The sequence below is a fragment of the Mesorhizobium sp. L-8-3 genome, from assembly GCF_016756615.1.
GTDB lineage: Bacteria > Pseudomonadota > Alphaproteobacteria > Rhizobiales > Rhizobiaceae.
In genome coordinates, this window is the sequence record NZ_AP023262.1 from 6,836,165 (window position 1) to 6,853,924 (window position 17,760).

8 protein-coding genes, 1 tRNA gene and 1 pseudogene are annotated in these 17,760 nt (G+C 65.1%); 5 read left to right on the plus strand and 5 right to left on the minus strand.

The window, feature by feature from the left end; translation table 11 throughout:
* Positions 1–365: 365 nt before the first annotated feature.
* The 3 genes and pseudogenes from JN302_RS31790 to JN302_RS31800 all read right to left on the minus strand — a co-directional run bounded on the left by JN302_RS31790 (position 366) and on the right by JN302_RS31800 (position 2,174).
* Positions 366–739: pseudogene (locus JN302_RS31790) on the minus strand (GFA family protein).
* A 580-nt stretch (positions 740–1,319) separates the two neighbouring features.
* Positions 1,320–1,396, minus strand: a tRNA-His gene (locus JN302_RS31795).
* A 316-nt stretch (positions 1,397–1,712) separates the two neighbouring features.
* A complete protein-coding gene (locus tag JN302_RS31800; protein WP_202308402.1) occupies positions 1,713–2,174 on the minus strand; it encodes a phasin in 462 nt (153 codons plus the stop codon).
* A gap of 244 nt (positions 2,175–2,418) precedes the next feature.
* On the opposite strand from JN302_RS31800, the gene JN302_RS31805 reads away from it, so the two are divergent.
* From JN302_RS31805 to JN302_RS31820, 4 genes are all read left to right on the plus strand, one after another.
* Entirely contained in the window at positions 2,419–6,051 is a 3,633-nt protein-coding gene (locus tag JN302_RS31805; RefSeq protein ID WP_202330324.1) for an ATP-binding protein, read from the plus strand.
* A gap of 109 nt (positions 6,052–6,160) precedes the next feature.
* Positions 6,161–8,053: a molecular chaperone HtpG gene (htpG, locus tag JN302_RS31810; protein ID WP_202330325.1), complete on the plus strand. Its 1,893-nt coding sequence runs from the start codon at positions 6,161–6,163 to the stop codon at positions 8,051–8,053.
* Between the two features lie 446 nt (positions 8,054–8,499).
* On the plus strand, positions 8,500–9,537 hold the full coding sequence (locus tag JN302_RS31815; RefSeq protein WP_244846062.1) for a Fe(3+) ABC transporter substrate-binding protein: 1,038 nt from the start codon (positions 8,500–8,502) through the stop codon (positions 9,535–9,537).
* Between the two features lie 82 nt (positions 9,538–9,619).
* Positions 9,620–11,329: an ABC transporter permease gene (locus JN302_RS31820; RefSeq protein ID WP_342215884.1), complete on the plus strand. Its 1,710-nt coding sequence runs from the start codon at positions 9,620–9,622 to the stop codon at positions 11,327–11,329.
* Between the two features lie 235 nt (positions 11,330–11,564).
* On the opposite strand, the gene ltrA is transcribed toward JN302_RS31820, so the two are convergent.
* On the minus strand, positions 11,565–12,926 hold the full coding sequence (ltrA, locus tag JN302_RS31825; protein ID WP_202334516.1) for a group II intron reverse transcriptase/maturase: 1,362 nt from the start codon (positions 12,924–12,926) through the stop codon (positions 11,565–11,567).
* A 662-nt stretch (positions 12,927–13,588) separates the two neighbouring features.
* On the minus strand, positions 13,589–15,544 hold the full coding sequence (locus JN302_RS31830) for an acetoacetate--CoA ligase (protein WP_202315191.1): 1,956 nt from the start codon (positions 15,542–15,544) through the stop codon (positions 13,589–13,591).
* A 244-nt stretch (positions 15,545–15,788) separates the two neighbouring features.
* On the opposite strand from JN302_RS31830, the gene JN302_RS31835 reads away from it, so the two are divergent.
* The gene (locus JN302_RS31835; protein ID WP_202308410.1) at positions 15,789–17,624 is read left to right on the plus strand and encodes an AsmA family protein; all 1,836 of its coding nucleotides are present in this window, start codon (positions 15,789–15,791) and stop codon (positions 17,622–17,624) included.
* The last annotated feature ends 136 nt before the right edge of the window (positions 17,625–17,760 follow it).

A 17,760-nucleotide genomic window follows, 5' to 3' on the forward strand; every position in this document is an offset into this window, starting at 1 on the left:
GCCCCCATGCACGGGTTCGTTGTTTCCTTGTCCCATATGGGAGATGCGCCCATTCGTGGCATCGGCTTAGATGCCCTCGACGGCGGGGGCTGTCTTACCTGTATCCCCAACCCAGGTGGGGCAGGCACTTTTCCGTCTCATAGGCCCGCGTCCGCGGTTCCACCCCGTGAGGCGCGGGCTTGTCTTCGCAATTCTCGTGATTCAGCGAGGCGACAAAATAAAGCGGCCGGCGGCCCCAACCAGAGTTGCCTGAGTAGCCTGCCGACCGCCGCGGTCTTCTGAGCGGGCCGCACTCTTACTTATCATGAATATTCAAAAAGTGCTTATTGGGCTTTAGGGTATATGGAGCCATAACCTTCCAACGGTCAGTCGCATATGCCGAGCCACCGGTGCCGACGCTCGTTGTAGACAGCTTGCGTCGGAGCGGGAAAATCCGGATCCGCAAACGAACCAACCGCGACAGCGACGGCCCCCGGTTTGCGCTGAGGCTCCCAGAAAACAGTCGAGCCACAATCCGGGCAAAAATGAAACGTCACGGGAAAGCCGCTGTCGGACTGGCGCGAAAAGGACTTCGTTGGCCCTTCGATCCGGACAGTGTCTCTGTCGAAGAAAGCTGCTACGCCGAAGGAGCTACCGGTCCGCTTTTGCAATCCAGGCAGTGACAAACCGATACCTTCGTCGGCTCGGAAGCGCACGTCACGCGGATGCTTCCACAAGCGCAGGTCGCCAGTCTTGTCATCGTCTTGCTTCGCTCCCAGTCGGCGTATCGTCCTCGAACTCGTCGGCCGGCAGATAGCCGGCCGCGATCGGCCAATCCCTCAGCGCTGCAGCGGCGGCCAACTCGCTCGACAAACTGGTCTGGCGCCAGCCATCCATCGGTCTACAGCGCGTTGCGTGAAAACGGATTCACGCAAGACGCTGCAGGTTTTTGATTTGACGCATGTCTTTATCCCGAAACCGGTACCCACTTTCGGGAAACATGCTTTAGCGCGGCGATATGTCGTCTTCAATGCCGCTCGCGAGGTGCATCGCGCCATTCATCAATCCTATCCGGGGCCAGAGTATCGACACCCTGGCAGCCAAAGGATCGGCGGAAACGGCATTCAGTTGGATAGGACCAACCCAGATGGAGGACCGTTCGGGCGATGGCATCGTGCTTTCCGAAACCGAGTACGATTGTCGGACCGCTGCTGTAGCCGTGCACCAGTGGAAGCCCGTCGATATTCAGGGGGGGTCGGTTGCAACATGACCGCGCGAGGGGCGGGCGTGCCTCTCGCTCCATCTTGGCGCTTTGTTTCCGTTGTTGTTGAAGAAAGGGATGGTACGGTTGCTCGGGATCGAACCGAGGACCTCCGGATCCACAATCCGGCGCTCTAACCATCTGAGCTACAACCGCACACGCTGCCGTTCGGCGAAGCGTCCATACGGACAAATGGAATTTAATTCAAGAGCGTCCTGCGTGCAAAGGCAAAGGGGCGACAATTCGCACAGGAAATGCCCGGCACCGCCGCAAAAGGAAAAGGCCGGAAGCGGAAACCCCGGCCTTTTCCCGTAGGCCTGCGATACAGGCCTGCCCCGCGGGCGACGGTCTCGCTGCAGGGCGTGCGCGCGCCGGACTGGACGCGCAAGCACGCTCTGTTCCGTTGGAACTCCGCGCCGAGCCGCCCGAAGATCGGTTCCCGTCTTCGGGCCGATGCGGGCCCCGCCGCCGATCAGGCGACCTTGAGTTCCTTGAGCGCCTTCTCGAAGGCGCCCTTCAGGGGCTGCACCACGTCTTCGGCGGCTTTGGAGGAAGCGGCCTGGAATTCCTTGGCCTGGTCAACGGCCATCTCCACGCGCTTGCGCAGAAAGGTGCTCTGCAGTTCGACGACTTCAGAGAGCGACTTGGCCGCGACGAGAGCCTCGAGATGGGCGAAGCCGGCCTCGGCATTGGCGCGCAGGGCAGCGATGGTCTTCAGCGACAGGTCGTTGGAAACGGTCTTGGCCGTCTCGAAGGTCGTCTCGATCGCCTTCTGCGCCTCTTCCGCGCCGGCCTTCACCTTGGCATAGGCTTCCTTCGACTGCTCGACACCCTTCTCGGCGAAGGAACGGAGCTGATCGGTTGCCTTCGAGGCGTCGAAAGCGGAAAACTCGATATTCTCAATGACATCTGCAGTCTTTTCAGTCTTGGCCATTTCCCTGATCCTTTTGTTTTGCCGTCGTCATATTGCCCGGCGGTTCATTCAATATGCTCACCTAACATATACTATTGTGCAATGCAACATTCTTTGGTGCGACGCACCACACCTTTCCCCAGGCGGTTAACCAAATGCCCAAAAACGGCTTGATCGGCACCCTTGGTTTCTGGACCTTCGACCTTCCACCTTTTATTAACAAAGAGTTAAACCACGGCGCGTGGCGCCCCGACAGGAAGCGCTCATGGCTTCACGGGACTACTCCTTTCTCGACATCGCGGTCCTCGACGATGTGCGTGCGCGTTTTGCCGCCGGCGACGCGCTCGCCGTGCTGTCGACCGATCTCGAGGAAGTCGTCTGGGCCAACGGCGAGGGCGCGGCGCTGTTCGGCTATCGCGACATCGAAGAGATTATGGGCGCCGAGGCGCGGCTGCCCCTGGCGGCACGCCGTCAGATCATGGCCGCTCCCGGCTATCCCGCGCTCGGGCGCGATCGGGCGATAGCAGTCCGGCTGGCCAGCGGCATGACGAGCCGCATGGTGGGTTTCCTGGCGAGCCGCATCGAACTGCCGGACGGCGAGGCCGCGATCCTGCTTGCCGTCCCCGCCGTAAATGGCGCTTCGCGCAGCTCGAGGGAGATCGCCGAGCGCGCCATCGCCGGCTTCAGCGAGGCCGGCCATTTCGTCGCGCTGGTCGACGGGACGGGCGGTATCACCGCCGCGTCGGAAGGTTTCCTGGACCTGGGCATCCCCGCCTCGACGCTCGCCGGTCTCGCGGGCGACGTGATCAACGCGCCGGACCGGCTGGTGAAACGTCTGGTTGCGACGGGCACGGCGCGCCTGCCCGCGGGCATGGCGCGGCTCGTCGACCAGCCCCCGCTCAGCCTGCTGGTGGTCGTCAATGAAGACGTTGCCGCCGTCCACGAGGAGGTGCCCGCCAATGCGCCGGAAGCCGCCCTCCGGGATGGCGGTTACGACGAACCGCCCATGAAGCCTGCCGCCGAAGCTCCTGCGATCCGGAAAGAGACCCCGCCGGAGAATGGCCGGCCGGCGCCCATCCAACCCGGCTCCGCCGGCAAGGGCGAAGACGACCATTGGTATTTCAGCGCCGGCGAGGAGAAGGCAGCACCGCCCTCCCCGCCTCGAAGCGAAACGCCGGCTCCGGCGCAGGCGAGCGGCGAGCAGGCATCGACCACGGCCGATGCCGGCCGCCCGACGCCTCCCGTCGAGCGCGGCACCACCCCGGTGCGCTTCGCCTGGCGGACCGACGCGCAAGGACGCTTCAGCGCCATTTCCGACGAGTTCGCGAATGCGGTCGGAGCGGCAGCTGCCGATGTGATCGGCCGCAAGTTTGGCGACGTCGCGACAATGCTCGGCTTCGACCCCGACCGCGAGATCACGGGCCTGCTCGAAAGGCGCGACACCTGGTCGGGGCGCTCGGTGCTGTGGCCGGTTGCGGGCACCGATCTCAGGATTCCGGTCGACCTCGCCGCACTGCCGGCCTATGGCCGCAGCCGCGACTTCGAAGGTTTTCGCGGCTTCGGCGTGGCGCGCCCCGGCGACGCCGTCACCGATCCCGAAGGCATCGGGCTGACGCTGACGCCCGACTACCGTCCGCCCGCGACGCCCCCGGCGCGAGAGGCGGCAGCAGGAGGGGCGGGCCGGCAGACGCCTTCCACGCCGACCCGCCGATCCGAAGCCGATGGAGGCAAGCGCCGGGATCCGTTCGCGGGCGAGGTTCCCGCCCTCGCCATCGTGGCCAAGCCCGAGCGTCGGCAGAGCGACAAGGTCATTCGCCTGGCAGAACATCGAGTGCCTTCTGCGAACGACAAGGGCCTGACGCCGGTCGAGCGCAACGCTTTCCGCGAGATTGGAGACCGGCTGAAGCGGGAAAGCGGCAACGGTGCACCGAGAGCGCCCGAAGCGCCGCGAACCCACGGCGGTGCCGAACTCACCGACAAAACCGAAGTACCCGGCGCCGAGAACGCCCGAGATACAACGGCCGGGACGGCCTCAGGCGAGATCGCGGCTGCGGATCGAGGCGTGGGCTCTCACCCGGCCGCGCGAGACGACGCGGAGACGGCAGCCCCTGCGACGGAGCCGGCTCTCGAGAGCGAGCGGCAAGACCCGCCGCCGGTCGACGAGCCCGCGGCCGAGACGACGATCGACGATGCCACAGAGGGCACGGCCGACCGGCCGCCGCTCGATGCCGCCGTCGGGGAAACGAAGGCGGAAGCCGACAGCGAGACCCCGGCGACGGACGCCGAAGCGATGCCGCCCCGGCCGGATGAAAGCCCCCTCGCCGCTGCCGCCTCGCGGGAATCGGATGCCGCCTCGCCGGAACAGGAGCTCGATCCGGCCGCGGCAACGGCGGCCACGGCCGAGCATGCCCGTCCAGGGCTCGACACGTCGATCCTCGACAAGCTGCCGGTACCGGTGCTGATCCATTCGGGCGATGTGCTGCACTACGCCAATCGCGACTTCCTCGAATTCACGGCCTATGCCTCCGTCGAGGAACTGGCCGAACGCGGCGGCCTGGGCGAGCTCTTCGGCGATCCCTATCGCGACGAGGGCGACGGCGACCGGACGGACCGCAAGCTTCGCCTGCGCCGGGGCGACGGGCTGGAGTTGCCCGTCGAGGCGCTGTTGCAGTCGGTGCCGTGGAAGGGCGGCAAGGCGCTGCTTCTGGCGCTGCGCAAGATCGGCCGCATGCCTGTGCGGACACCTGTTCCGGGCCTGTCGGCCGAGCACCGGAACGAGCTCGAGGCACGCATCGCCGAGCTTTCGACGATCATCGACACCGCGACCGACGGCGTGGTGCTGATCGCCAATGACGGCGCGATCCGTTCGATCAGCCGGCCGGCCGAAGCCCTGTTCGGCGTCGACAGCGCCGAGGTGGCCGGCAAGCCGTTCACCGCACTGTTCGCCATGGAAAGCCAGCGCGCTGCGCGCGACTATCTCAACGGCCTGTCGGAGAACGGCGTCGCGAGCGTGCTCAATGATGGGCGAGAGGTCATCGGCCGCGAGGCGCAGGGGCGCTTCATCCCATTGTTCATGACGATCGGCAAGCTGCCCAATCTGGGCGGATACTGCGCCGTCGTGCGCGACATAACGCAGTGGAAGCGCGCGGAAGAGGAACTCACGCAGTCGCGCGCCCAGGCCGAGCGGGCGTCGTCGCAGAAGACCGACTTCCTGGCCCGCGTCAGCCACGAGATCCGCACCCCGCTCAACGCCATCATCGGCTTTTCGGAACTGATGATGGACGAGAAGTTCGGACCGATCGGCAATGACCGCTATCGCGACTACATGCGCGACATCAACCGTTCCGGCAACCATGTGCTCGATCTCGTCAACGACCTGCTCGACATCTCCAAGATCGAGGCCGGCCAGCAGGACATGGCTTATGAGGCCGTGTCGCTGAACGATACGCTGGCCGAGACCGTCGCCATGATGCAGCCGCAGGCCAATCGCGAGCGCGTCATCATCCGCTCGAGCTTCGCCTCGCGTCTGCCCGAGGTGGTCGCCGATCTGCGGAGCGTGCGCCAGATCGCGCTGAACCTTCTGTCGAACGCCGTGCGCTACACTCATGCCGGCGGCCAGGTTATCGTGTCCACCTCCTACGAGGCCTCGGGAGACGTCGCCATGCGGGTGCGCGACACCGGCATCGGCATGACCCCGGCCGAGATCGAGCAGGCGCTGAAGCCCTTCAAGCAGGTCAATGCGCTGAAGCGTCCGCGCGGCGACGGCACCGGCCTCGGCCTGCCGCTGACCAAGGCGATGGTCGAAGCCAACCGCGCCAAATTCACCATCAGCTCGACCCCCGGGGAAGGCACGCTGGTCGAGATCGTCTTCCCTTCGACCCGGGTGCTGGCGGACTGATATTTCGCGCCCGCGCAAAAGCGTCCCTGCCGCGCGCCGCCATCTTGAAAATCGCACCTCGACCCGCCATCTGGGTCAGCGAATTTTTCAGCTCAGCATGGATGGTGACATGACGACAGACACGCCGAACCAGGAAACCAAGAGCTTCGAGGCCGACGTTTCGCGCCTGCTGCATATGATGGTCCATTCCGTCTATTCGGACCGCGAGGTGTTCCTGCGCGAACTGATCTCGAATGCCGCGGATGCCTGCGAGAAGCTTCGCTACGAGGCGATCCTGCGCCCGGAACTCGCCGGCGGCGACTTCAAGGCGCGCATCACCGTCAGCGCCGATCCGGAGAACCGGCAGCTTGCGGTCGAGGACAATGGCATCGGAATGAGCCGCGACGAGATGGTCGAGGCGCTGGGCACGATCGCACGCTCCGGAACGCGGGCCTTCCTGGAGCGCGTGGAGGCGGCCAAGGGAAATGACGGCGCGCAACTCGTCGGTCAGTTCGGCGTCGGCTTCTACTCCGCCTTCATGGTCGCCGACCGGGTCGACGTGGTCACTCGCCTGGCCGGCAGCGAGGACGCCTGGCGCTGGTCGTCCGACGGCAAGGGCGAATATGCGATCGGACCGGTGGCGGCGGACGAGGCGCCGAAGCGCGGCACCCGCGTCGTGCTGCATCTCATGGAGGATGCGGCCTCCTTTGCCGAGAAATACAGGCTGGAACAGCTGGTGAAATCCCATTCCGGGCATGTGCCGGTGCCGATCTCCATCGTCGAGAAGCCCGGCGCCGAGGCGAGCGAGATCGCCGACGGCACGGCGCTCTGGGTGAAGCCCAAGAGCGAGATCAAGCCGGAGGAATATACCGACTTCTACCGCAGCGTGGCCGGCCAGTATGACGAGCCGGCCGCGACGATCCATTTCCGCGCCGAGGGGCGGCACGAATATACGGCGCTCGCCTTCGTGCCCGGCATGCGGCCGTTCGACCTGTTCGATCAGGATCGCAAGGGACGCATGAAGCTCTACGTCAAGCGCGTCTTCATCACCGATGATGCGGAGCTGCTGCCGCGCTACCTCCGCTTCGTGCGCGGCATCGTGGATTCGGCCGACCTGCCGCTCAACGTCTCGCGCGAGATGATCCAGGAAAGCCCCCTGCTCGGCGCGATCAGGAAGGGCGTAGCGGGCCGCGTGCTCACCGAGCTCTCGAAGCTGGCCGAGAGCGACGCCGAGGCCTTTGCGAAGATATGGGACAATTTCGGCGTCGTGCTGAAGGAGGGCCTCTACGAGGACTTCGAGCGCCGCGAGCAACTGCTCAAGCTGGCGCGTTTCAGGTCGACGGCGTCGGGTGACGCCCTGCGCAGCCTCGCCGACTATGTCGGCGCGATGATGGAAGGGCAGAAGGCGATCTTCTTCATGGCCGGCGACGACCGGGCGCGCCTCGAGGCCTCGCCGCAACTGGAAGGCTTCAAGGCCCGCGGCCTGGAGGTCCTGCTGCTCACGGATCCGGTCGACAGCTTCTGGGTGACGAGCGCGCCGGAATTCGAGGGCAAGCCCTTCAAATCGGTGACGCAGGGAGCCAGCGAACTCGCCGACATCCCGCTGCTCGACGACGCCGCCAGGCCCGATACCGAAGCCACGCCCGAGGTCGGCGCCTTCCTGGCCTTCGTCAGATCCTCGCTCGGCGACGCAGTCTCGGACGTGAAGGCGTCCGACCGTCTGACGGAGAGCGCCGTCTGCCTGGTCGCGCCCGAGCACGGCCCCGACCGGCAGTTCGAGCGGCTTCTCAGCGCCGCCGGCCGACTGACCAGCGCGGCGAAGCCGATCCTGGAGATCAATCCGCGTCACCAGCGCATTCACGCACTTGCCGCGCTGGGCGAAGGCGAGCAGGCCTTCCGCGAAGACGTGGCGCATCTGCTCTATGACGAGGCGCGTGTGCTCGACGGCGACAAGCCGCTCGACGCCAAGGCCTTCTCGGAGCGCCTCGCCCGCCTGATGGCACGGGGCGCGGGAGCGAACTGAGGCGGTTTCCGGATCCGGGGCGGGACATCTCGGTCCCGCCCCGGATCTTCAATGTCGGACAGTCTGCGAAAAGACGTTGATCACGACGACTCCTGCCACGAGATGGATGGTCGCGCGAGACATGGGATTTCCTGTTGCAACGTTCCCAGCGGCCAGCATGTCCACGGCCACTGCCGGAATCCCCGGGAGCGGAAACGAGTTGTAGCAAGAACGGGCGGCCAGGGCGGGACCGGCGCGATTTCCCGGTCGGGCCAATCCGGATCAACTTGATCGCACCGATCAACAAACCATTGAAAAGCTGCGCAAATCCGTCCAGTTTAGAACGTTTCTAAACTATTGAATTCATTGCCCTTTCCCTTGACGGCGACAGGCAAATGCAGCAAGAGACGGCAGACCGTCACCGAATTCATACAGACGTACGGCATCCCACAACGAAGGAGATGGAAATGGACCTGAGAAGCGCACGGTTCGCCGCCGCATTCACACTGGCCACGCTGTTCGCCGCCCCTGCGCTCGCAGACGGCGTCGTCAATGTCTATTCCTACCGGCAGCCCGATCTCATCAAGCCGGTTCTCGACGCCTTCACGGCCGATACAGGCATCAAGACCGAGGTGCTCTTCCTCGACAAGGGTCTCGAGGACCGCATCCTGGCCGAGGGCCAGAACTCGCCTGCCGACGTGATCCTGACCGTCGACATCTCCCGGCTGACCAACGCCAAGGAGAAAGGCGTGACGCAGGCGCTGGACGATGCGACCCTCAATGCAAATCTGCCCGCGGAATATCGCGACCCCGAAGGCCACTGGTTCGGCCTCACCAAGCGCGCGCGGGTGCTCTATGCCTCGAAGGAGCGGGTGGGCGACGAGCCGATCGCCTATGCCGACCTTGCCGACCCCAAGTGGAAAGGCAAGATTTGCATGCGCTCGGGCCAGCATGACTACAATCTCGCGCTGTTCGCGGCCGCGATCGCGCATTGGGGCGAGGCCAAGACCGAGGAATGGATGAAGGGCCTCAAGGCAAACCTCGCCCGCAAGCCCGAGGGCGGCGATCGGCCTCAGGCCAAGGCGATCTTCGCGGGCGAATGCGACATCGCGCTCGGCAACACCTACTATGTCGGCCTCATGCAGACCAACGAGAAGGAGCCCGAGGAGAAGGAATGGGCTGGCGCCATCAAGGTGGTCTTCCCGACCTTCGAGAACGGCGGCACGCATGTGAACATCTCGGGCGCCGCGCTCGCCAAGAACGCGCCGAACCGCGACAACGCGGTGAAGCTCATCCAGTTCCTGTCGAGCCACAAGGCCCAGCAGATCTATGCCGAGCAGGTGTTCGAATATCCGGTCGAGCCGGGCCTCGAACCCTCGGCCGTGGTCAAGGGCTTCGGCACGCTCGAGGCCGACACGCTGCCGCTGGCCGATATCGCCAAGAACCGCAAGGCGGCGTCCGAGATGGTCGACCGCGTGGGCCTCGACGACGGCCCGAGCAGCTGACGAATGCCGGCGGAATGACGTTTCGGAGCCGGGCCGCGCGAGCGGTCCGGTTCCGTCGCGAAAGGAAGGACATGGTTTCGAATTGACGGGAATCGACCAGACCGCCGCGACGGGCGGCGCTTCCGGCACCATGGGCCCGCGCGTTCGGCGCCCCTCCCATCCTTACGTCTATCTCGCGACGCTGGCCGTCTGCGCCGCCGTGCTCTTGCCCGTTGTGGCACTGGCCTCGATCGCGCTCACCGGAAGCGGCAGCGACTGGCCGCATCTCGTGGCCAATGTGCTGCCGGGAGCGATCCGCACGACGCTGCTTCTGCTCCTGCTGGTTGCCACAGGCACGGCGACAATGGGGGTCGTGACCGCCTGGCTCGTGGTCGGCTTCGATTTCCCCCTGCGCCGCATCTTCGCCTGGGCGCTGGTTCTGCCGCTCGCCATTCCGCCCTATCTCGCGGCTTACGCTTTCGCCGAATTCTTCCATTTCACCGGGCCGGTCCAGGGCGCCATCCGCTCGCTGTTCGGCTTTGCCAGCGCGCGTGACTACTGGTTCCCCGACATCCGCACGACGGGCGGCGCGGCGCTCGTCCTGAGCTGCGTGCTCTACCCTTACGTCTATCTCACCTCTCGCATCGTCTTCCTGATGCAGGGCCGCAACATCGCCGACGTGGCGCGCACGCTCGGGGCCCGCCCGGCAAAGGTGTTCTGGCGCATTCTCTTGCCCGTGGCGCGGCCGGCGATCGTCGCCGGCATCACCCTGGTGCTGATGGAGACCATCAACGACATCGGCGCCTCGGAATATCTCGGCGCGCGGACCCTGACCGTCTCGGTCTTCACCACATGGTTGAACCGCGGCAGCCTCGAAGGGGCGGCGCAGATCGCCATGACGATGCTGATCCTGGTGCTGCTTCTGCTGCTGGCCGAACAATGGGCGCGCCGCAAGCAGCGCTTTCACACCAGCCGCGCCACGCAGCTCAGGGCCCATCCGCCCCGGGTCCGCCTGACCGGCGCGAAAGGCCTCCTGGCCTTCGTCGCCGTGGCGTTGCCCGTGCTCTCCGGCTTCGGCATTCCGCTTTACGTCTTCGGCCGCTACGCCTCCCGGCGGCTCGACCAGTTCGTCTCGCCCGAACTCGGCGCGGCGCTGATCAATTCGATCACCACGGCCGGAACGACCGCCCTCGTCACCGTCGTCATCGCCCTGGTGCTGATGAACGCGTTGAGGCTGGTGCGATCACGGCCGATCGCCCTCCTGGTGCGGCTCGCCTCGATGGGCTACGCGCTGCCGGGGACCATCCTCGGCCTCGGGCTGCTGTTCACGCTCGCCCGGTTCGACAATCTGGTCGACGCCTTCGCGCGCAGCCAACTCGGCCTCTCGACCGGCCTGCTGCTCACCGGTTCGGCCGCCGCCGTCATCTTCGGCTGCACGATCCGTTTCATGGCACTCGCCGAAGGCGCGATCCGGTCCGGCCTGGAGAAACTGCCGCCGCATCTCGACGAGGCTGCCCGCAGCCTCGGGCAGAACCCGGCGCGCAGCGCCCGCAAAGTGCTCCTGCCCCTGCTCAGGCCGGCCATAGTCACGGCTGCCGTGCTGGTCTTCGTCGATACGGTGAAGGAACTGTCGGCGACGATCCTGCTCAGGCCCTTCGGCTTCAACACGCTTGCCACCAGTGTTTACGAGAACGCCTCGCGCGCGGTCGTGGCCGAAGCCGGGCCTGCCGCCATCCTGATCATCCTCACCGCGCTGATCCCGGTGGTTCTGCTTTCCGGCGCGCTGGTGCGGGATCAGGAAGCGGCGTTGTGAATGGTGAATGGTGAATGGTGAATGGTGAATGGTGAATGGAATATATCAGATTCGATCGATGTTACTACAGAGATACTTCATATCTTTACTTATTCTAATTTAAAACCTTTAATAACAATTTCACCATTCACCATTCACCATTCACCATTCGGCATAGGGGGCGTTCCTGTTGGAACGCACCCCTGCCACACCACCCGGCATGCGGGTCCGCACCGGGCGGTTCGAAGAGTTGAGGTCAGGCGAGACGAGGGATGCCGAGGGTGTCCATCCATTTCAAGGTCAGGACGGAGTTGAGCAGCAAGCCGCTGTTGCGCCACCATCGACGGCTGTTCGCCGCGATCTGTCGAGCCACGTCGGGTTTGGCCCCCATGGCCGACAGAGCCTTGTAGATGGTTTTGCCACGCTTCCAGTGCTTGAGCTGGATCGCCCTCACCCGGTGGCGCATCCATTCCCCCAGGTCGTTGAAGACCCGTGGTGTCTGCGCCAGCCGGAAGTAGGCTTTCCAACCCAGAACGTAAGCACGCAGACGCTCGGCCACTTGCGGCATGCTGCGCCCGCCTGAACGGCGGGTCAGTTGCCGGACGCGGCGCTTGAACGCCCTGAGCGGCTTGTCGGCGACCCGGCGCTTGATCGCTCCGCCCCGCGCCACCCAAAAGCTGTAACCCAGGAATTTGCGACCGAACACACTGGCCACCGCGCTCTTGCCCTCGTTGATCGACAGGTGCAGCCCGCCATAGAGCCGCCGCAGGAGCGCCAGGACCCGCTCGCCCGCCCGACGACTGCGAACGTAGACGTTACAGTCGTCCGCGTAGCGCACGAAGCAATGGCCCCTGCGTTCCAGTTCCTTGTCCACCTCGTCGAGCAACACATTGGCCAGGAGCGGTGATAGAGGACCGCCTTGCGGCGTTCCCATTACCCGTTCCTGAACCACGCCATGGTCCATGATGCCGCTGTTCAGATAGGCCCGGATCAGGCGGATGACCCGCTCGTCCGGCACCCTTTTGCGCAGACGGTCGATCAAGATGTCGTGGTTGACCCGGTCGAAGAACCTTTCCAGGTCGACATCCACCACGATCCGCCGGCCCGACTGGACATGGGATTGCGCCGCAAGCACGGCCCCATGCGCACTGCGGCCCGGCCGGAAGCCGTGGCTGTGGTCGCTGAAGGTGGGATCAAGAAGCGGCTGCAACACGTGCAGCAGCGCCTGCTGGATCAGTCGATCCGTCACCGTCGGGATGCCGAGCTCACGCGCGCCACCCTCCGGTTTGGGGATCGTCACCCGTCGCACCGGCCGGGGCCGGTACGTCCCCGCCAGAACCTGTTCACGGATCGCCGGCCATGCCGTGCGCAGATGGAGCGCGGTCTGCTCGATCGACAGACCATCCGCCCCGGCCGCGCCCTTGTTGGCCTTCACCCGTTTCCAGGCTGCTTGCAGGTTCTCGCGCGCCAGGGCCGCCTCAAGCAGCCCCGGCCCCATGTTCTCCGGTAAAGGACGCGGGCAGGTTGCTTCGTCGCTGTGCGATTGAGGCGCGGCTTCACCGCGCCCTGCCTCGAACCGCTCCGCTCGCGCGGACATCTGACGCCCAGCTTCCCGCATCGTCCTTGCCTCGAACACTCCTCTTCGTTCGGTCCTTCGTCCGCGATCACACCGCCGACTACTACGACCTCGGCTGACTTCTCGCTCCGGCTCGACACCGTCGCCCTTTCAGGCGCAAGGCGAGATCTCCCCAGGTAAGAACGCACTCCTTCACTGCACGACCGCCGGATCTACGCCGTCTCGCCTTGGTCACGAGAGCTTCGCGGTCTTTTGCCCGCTCGCCCTGCTCGACAGCGCCTTATATCCGGTTCTTGTTCATCGGCCCGCAGCTTCGCTCCACGCTTCCTCCCCACGATCGGTCGCCCTCTCGCAGTTGCGCTTCACTTCGCTCGCCATGACCAGCTCACGGTGGGACTTTCACCCACAAGAGTGCGCCCATGCTGGGCGCACAAAAGAAAGGCGTCCCGAAAGGACGCCTAGCAATGTGTCTGCTGTGACAACGCGGCTTGAGCGAACTCTGGTTTCCGGTATCCGGAAGAAGGCTTCCGCCTCAAGTTACGCAGGAATATCGGCCCCGTCCGTTAACAAGTCCTTACCGAAGTGCAGCGCAATTTACCAAACTGTGCCAGTCCTGAAATCGCGGTAAATTTCGGCTTCACCTTTCGTTAAGCATGAATTGTCCGCCTGCAGGCCGCTCCGCCCGGGCAAATGGGTGCTTCTCGCTATTCCGCGAGCTGCGGCAGGTCCTTGAACAGATCAAGGGCCTCGGGATTGGCCAGGGCCTCCTTGTTCTTGACGACGCGCCCATGGACGACGTCGCGCACCGCGAGTTCGGTGATCTTGCCCGACTTGGTGCGCGGGATGTCGCTGACCGCCACGATCCTGGCCGGCACGTGGCGCGGGCTCGCGCCGTTCCGGATCTTCGTGCGGATGCGCTTCTCCAAATCCTCGTCGAGCGCGACATCAGGCGCCAGCCTGACGAACAGCACCACGCGCACGTCGCCGTCCCAGTCCTGGCCGATGCAGAGCGCCTCGACGATTTCCGGGAGCTGCTCGACCTGATTGTAGATTTCGGCCGTGCCGATGCGCACCCCGCCCGGGTTGAGCGTCGCGTCGGAACGGCCATGGATGATTATGCCGCCATGCGCCGTCCATTCGGCGAAGTCGCCATGGCACCAGATATTGTCGAAACGCTCGAAATAGGCCGCGTGGTATTTCTCGCCCTTCGGATCGTTCCAGAACGAGACCGGCATCGACGGGAAGGCCTTGGTGCAGACCAACTCGCCCTTCTCGCCCACGACAGGCTTGCCGTCGTCGTTCCAGACGTCGACCGCCATGCCGAGGCCCGCTCCCTGGATCTCGCCGATCCAGACCGGTTCGGTCGGGACGCCCAGCACGAAACAGGAGACGATATCGGTGCCGCCGGATATCGAGGCCAGATGCACGTCGTCCTTGATGTGCTCGTAGACATAGCCGAACCCTTCCGGCGACAGCGGCGAGCCGGTCGACGACAAGGTGCGGACGGCCGAGAGATCGTGCGTCTTCTTCGGTTCCAGCCCGGCCTTGCGGACGGCGTCGATGAATTTTGCCGAAGTGCCGAAATAGGTCATCTTCTCGGCCTGGGCGAAATCGAACAGCACGTTGCCGTCGGGATGAAAGGGCGACCCGTCATAAAGCAGCAGCGTCGCGCCCGAGGCGAGGCCCGAGACCAGCCAGTTCCACATCATCCAGCCGCAGGTGGTGAAGTAGAAGAAGCGGTCGCCGTCCTTGATGCCGGCATGCAGGCGCTGCTCCTTCAGATGCTGGACAAGCGTGCCGCCGGCCGAATGGACGATGCATTTCGGGACGCCGGTCGTGCCGGAGGAGAACAGGATATAGAGCGGATGGGAGAAGGGCAGCCGCTCATAGCGGGGCGTTCCGGCCGTGAACGGAGCGATCGCCCCTTCGAGCGACTGTGCCCCGATGTCTGCCGCGACGGCCTCGGCCCTGCCCAGATAGTCGACGACGAGAACCTTGCGCAGGCCTGGCAGCTTCGCGACGATCGCCGCCAGCTTCGGCGCCACCTCGATCTCCTTGCCGTTGTACCAGTAGCCGTCCGGCGCCAGGAAAACGACCGGCTCGATCTGGCCGAAACGGTCGAGCACGCCCTGTTCGCCGAAGTCGGGCGAGCAGGACGACCAGATCGCGCCGAGCGAAGTCGCTGCAAGCATGGCAGCCACCGTCTCCGGCATGTTCGGCATCATCGCCGCCACGCGATCCCCCGGCTTGACGCCGAGCGAGAGGAAAAGCTGCTGGATGCGCGAGACGAGCGCCGCAAGCTCGTCCCAGGAGAGCCGACGGCTCACCTTGTCCTCGCCGCGGAACACGATCGCGTCGTCGCTGCCCGACTTGCGAAGGAGATTCTCGGCGAAGTTCAGCCGCGCTTCGGGAAAGAACGAGGCGCCCGGCATCCTGTCGCCATCGGCCAGCACGCGTGCGCCTTTCTCGCCGATCACGCCGCAATGGTCCCAGATCAGGTCCCAGAAGTCCTCGCGGTCTTCGATGGACCATCGGTGCAGCTCGGCATAGGCGGTGAGGCTTCGGCCCGCTTTCGCCGAAGCCGCTGCGGCAAAGGCCGTCAGGGGCGCCTTGGCGATGCGCGAAGCACTCGGAATCCAGAGCGGGGCGGCGTTTGACATAAGGTCCTCCAGATTGGCGCGGTCGTTATGCATGCCGCCCGGCGGCAGGGCAAGACGATCCGACACGGGTCAGGTGTTCAAACCGTTTGAAAGTCGCGCGCGGCGACCGCAGCGACAATTAATCGGCATAGGATGTGCGAAACGCGGGCAGAGACTTGAAAAGCCACGATGCTGCTTTAAACCCTGCATGCAAGTGAATCGCAGCCGGCATTGGCCGGCGATCCGGTTCGGAGCGTCAGGACGGATGCCATCAAGTCTGGTCAGGAAGGGCATCTGGGCGGCCGCAGCAATTGCCGTCGCCGCTTTTCTCATCCTGGCTGCCCTGCCATTCATCGCCTCTACCCAGATCGTGCGCGACCGAATCGCGATCGAGATGAGCGCATGGAGCGGCTACCGGGTCGAACTGGGTGCCGGCCCCGATATCGAGTTCTGGCCGTTCCGGGCCATTCTCGACAATGTCACTCTGTCGGGCTGGAGCGATCCGTCGCGCAAGCCGGTGATCGTGGCCGAGCGTGTCGAGGTCGAGCTTTCGGCCCTGGCCGCGCTGCGCGGCGACATCGTCTTCTCCGGCGCCCGGCTGATCCGCCCGACATTGAGGCTGGCGCCCGTGCGCGGCAAACTCCTGCTGCCGGCCTCGCCCGGCGGCGGACGGATTGCCCGCTCGGTGGAGATCGCGCGCGCCGTCGTCGGCGCGAACCCGGCCGCGCCTGACGTTACGGCACTGCCCAGAGACCCCTTCGGCAATGTCGATTTCGTGGACGGCCGCGTCATCGTGGCGCGCGGCGATGTCGACGAGGAGGTGGTCACGGGTATTTCGGGCAATGTGAACTGGCCGGCGCTCGATCGCCGAGGCTCGCTTTCGGCCACGGGCATCTGGCGCGGCGAGAGCGTGGCCATCGACGTCAGCACGCCGAAACCGCTGATCCTGTTCGCCGGCGGACCCGCCCCGCTCACGCTCAAGCTCAAGGCAGCGCCGGCCAATCTGAGCTTCGACGGCACGGCCAACCTTTCCGGCGACACCTTCTTCGACGGACCCGTCACTTTCTCGTCGCCTTCGCTGCGGCGCATGCTGGAATGGTCGACGGCGAACACGGCGCCCGGGCCGGCCATCGGCGCGCTCGCTGTGTCGGGAGACGTCTCCGGCAACGCGCAGAGGATCAAGCTGGCGGACGCCGATGTTGTGCTCGACGAGAATCCGGGCATGGGCGTACTCGACGTCTCCTTCACCGACGCCGTCCCGACGATTTCAGGATCGCTCGCCTTCGACGCGCTGGATCTGCGTTCCCTCCTCACGGCCTTCACACCGCTGGATCCGGTAAACGCAACGGTCGACGAAATCGACACCGCTTTCGCCGACCGCTTCAACCTCGATCTACGGCTGTCGGCCACCAGCGCCAATGCCGGCGTTATCAAGCTCGCGGAGGTCGCCGCTTCCGCCCAGATCAAACCGGGACTGGCCGCCTTCGATATCTCGGATGCGCGCGCCTTCGGCGGCACGATCCAGACCAGCATCCGGCTCGATCGCCAGCCCGGCAACAATCTGGTCGAAGCACGGCTGCTCGCCACCGATATCGACGGCGCCATGCTGGCGGCTGCGAGCCAGACGGCCAGCGTGGTACCCAGCGGGCGCGGCACCGTCTCCATTATCCTGAAAGGGCCGGGCAAGAGCTGGGGTGACCTGCTCAAGACCGGGGATGGATCGATCACCGCCAGCTTCGGTCAGGGAACGATCTCCAACTTCAGCATCTCCGCCTTTCTCGAACGTCTCAAGAAAGGGGACTTCTTCGCCCTAAGCGAGGTGACGAAAGGCACTTTGCCGGTGACGTCGGTCGAACTCAAGGCGACGATCGCAAAGGGCATGGCGCGTATCGAACGTGCCGAAGCCAAGGCCGGCCCTCAGACCGTCACGCTTGCCGGCGTCGTCCCCACGATCGGTGGCGGGCTTGCGCTGTCCGGGACGGTCGCGACGGCGGCCCAGGACGCCAATATGCCGCCATCGCTGGCCGGCTTCTTCGTCGGCGGCTCGTGGCTCTTCCCCTTTATTGCCCCTGCCCATCAGGGCATCTCGATCGCCGAATAGGCTCTCTCGACCGTACCTGCGGACAATGGTGGTCGGCTTCTGCTGCCCGCAGCCTCACGGCGTACCGTTTAAGCCACTGTCCCGCGAGAAGGTCCACAGCAGTTTCCGGCGGCGCTTTTCATCGTACTGTCGGCGA

Bases quoted from the DNA above. Each gene is read 5' to 3' on its own strand.
- JN302_RS31800 (WP_202308402.1), bottom strand. From the start codon at position 2,174: ATGGCCAAGACTGAAAAGACTGCAGATGTCATTGAGAATATCGAGTTT.
- JN302_RS31805 (WP_202330324.1), top strand. From the start codon at position 2,419: ATGGCTTCACGGGACTACTCCTTTCTCGACATCGCGGTCCTCGACGAT.
- htpG (WP_202330325.1), top strand. From the start codon at position 6,161: ATGACGACAGACACGCCGAACCAGGAAACCAAGAGCTTCGAGGCCGAC.
- JN302_RS31815 (WP_244846062.1), top strand. From the start codon at position 8,500: ATGGACCTGAGAAGCGCACGGTTCGCCGCCGCATTCACACTGGCCACG.
- ltrA (WP_202334516.1), bottom strand. From the start codon at position 12,926: ATGCGGGAAGCTGGGCGTCAGATGTCCGCGCGAGCGGAGCGGTTCGAG.
- JN302_RS31830 (WP_202315191.1), bottom strand. From the start codon at position 15,544: ATGTCAAACGCCGCCCCGCTCTGGATTCCGAGTGCTTCGCGCATCGCC.
- JN302_RS31835 (WP_202308410.1), top strand. From the start codon at position 15,789: ATGCCATCAAGTCTGGTCAGGAAGGGCATCTGGGCGGCCGCAGCAATT.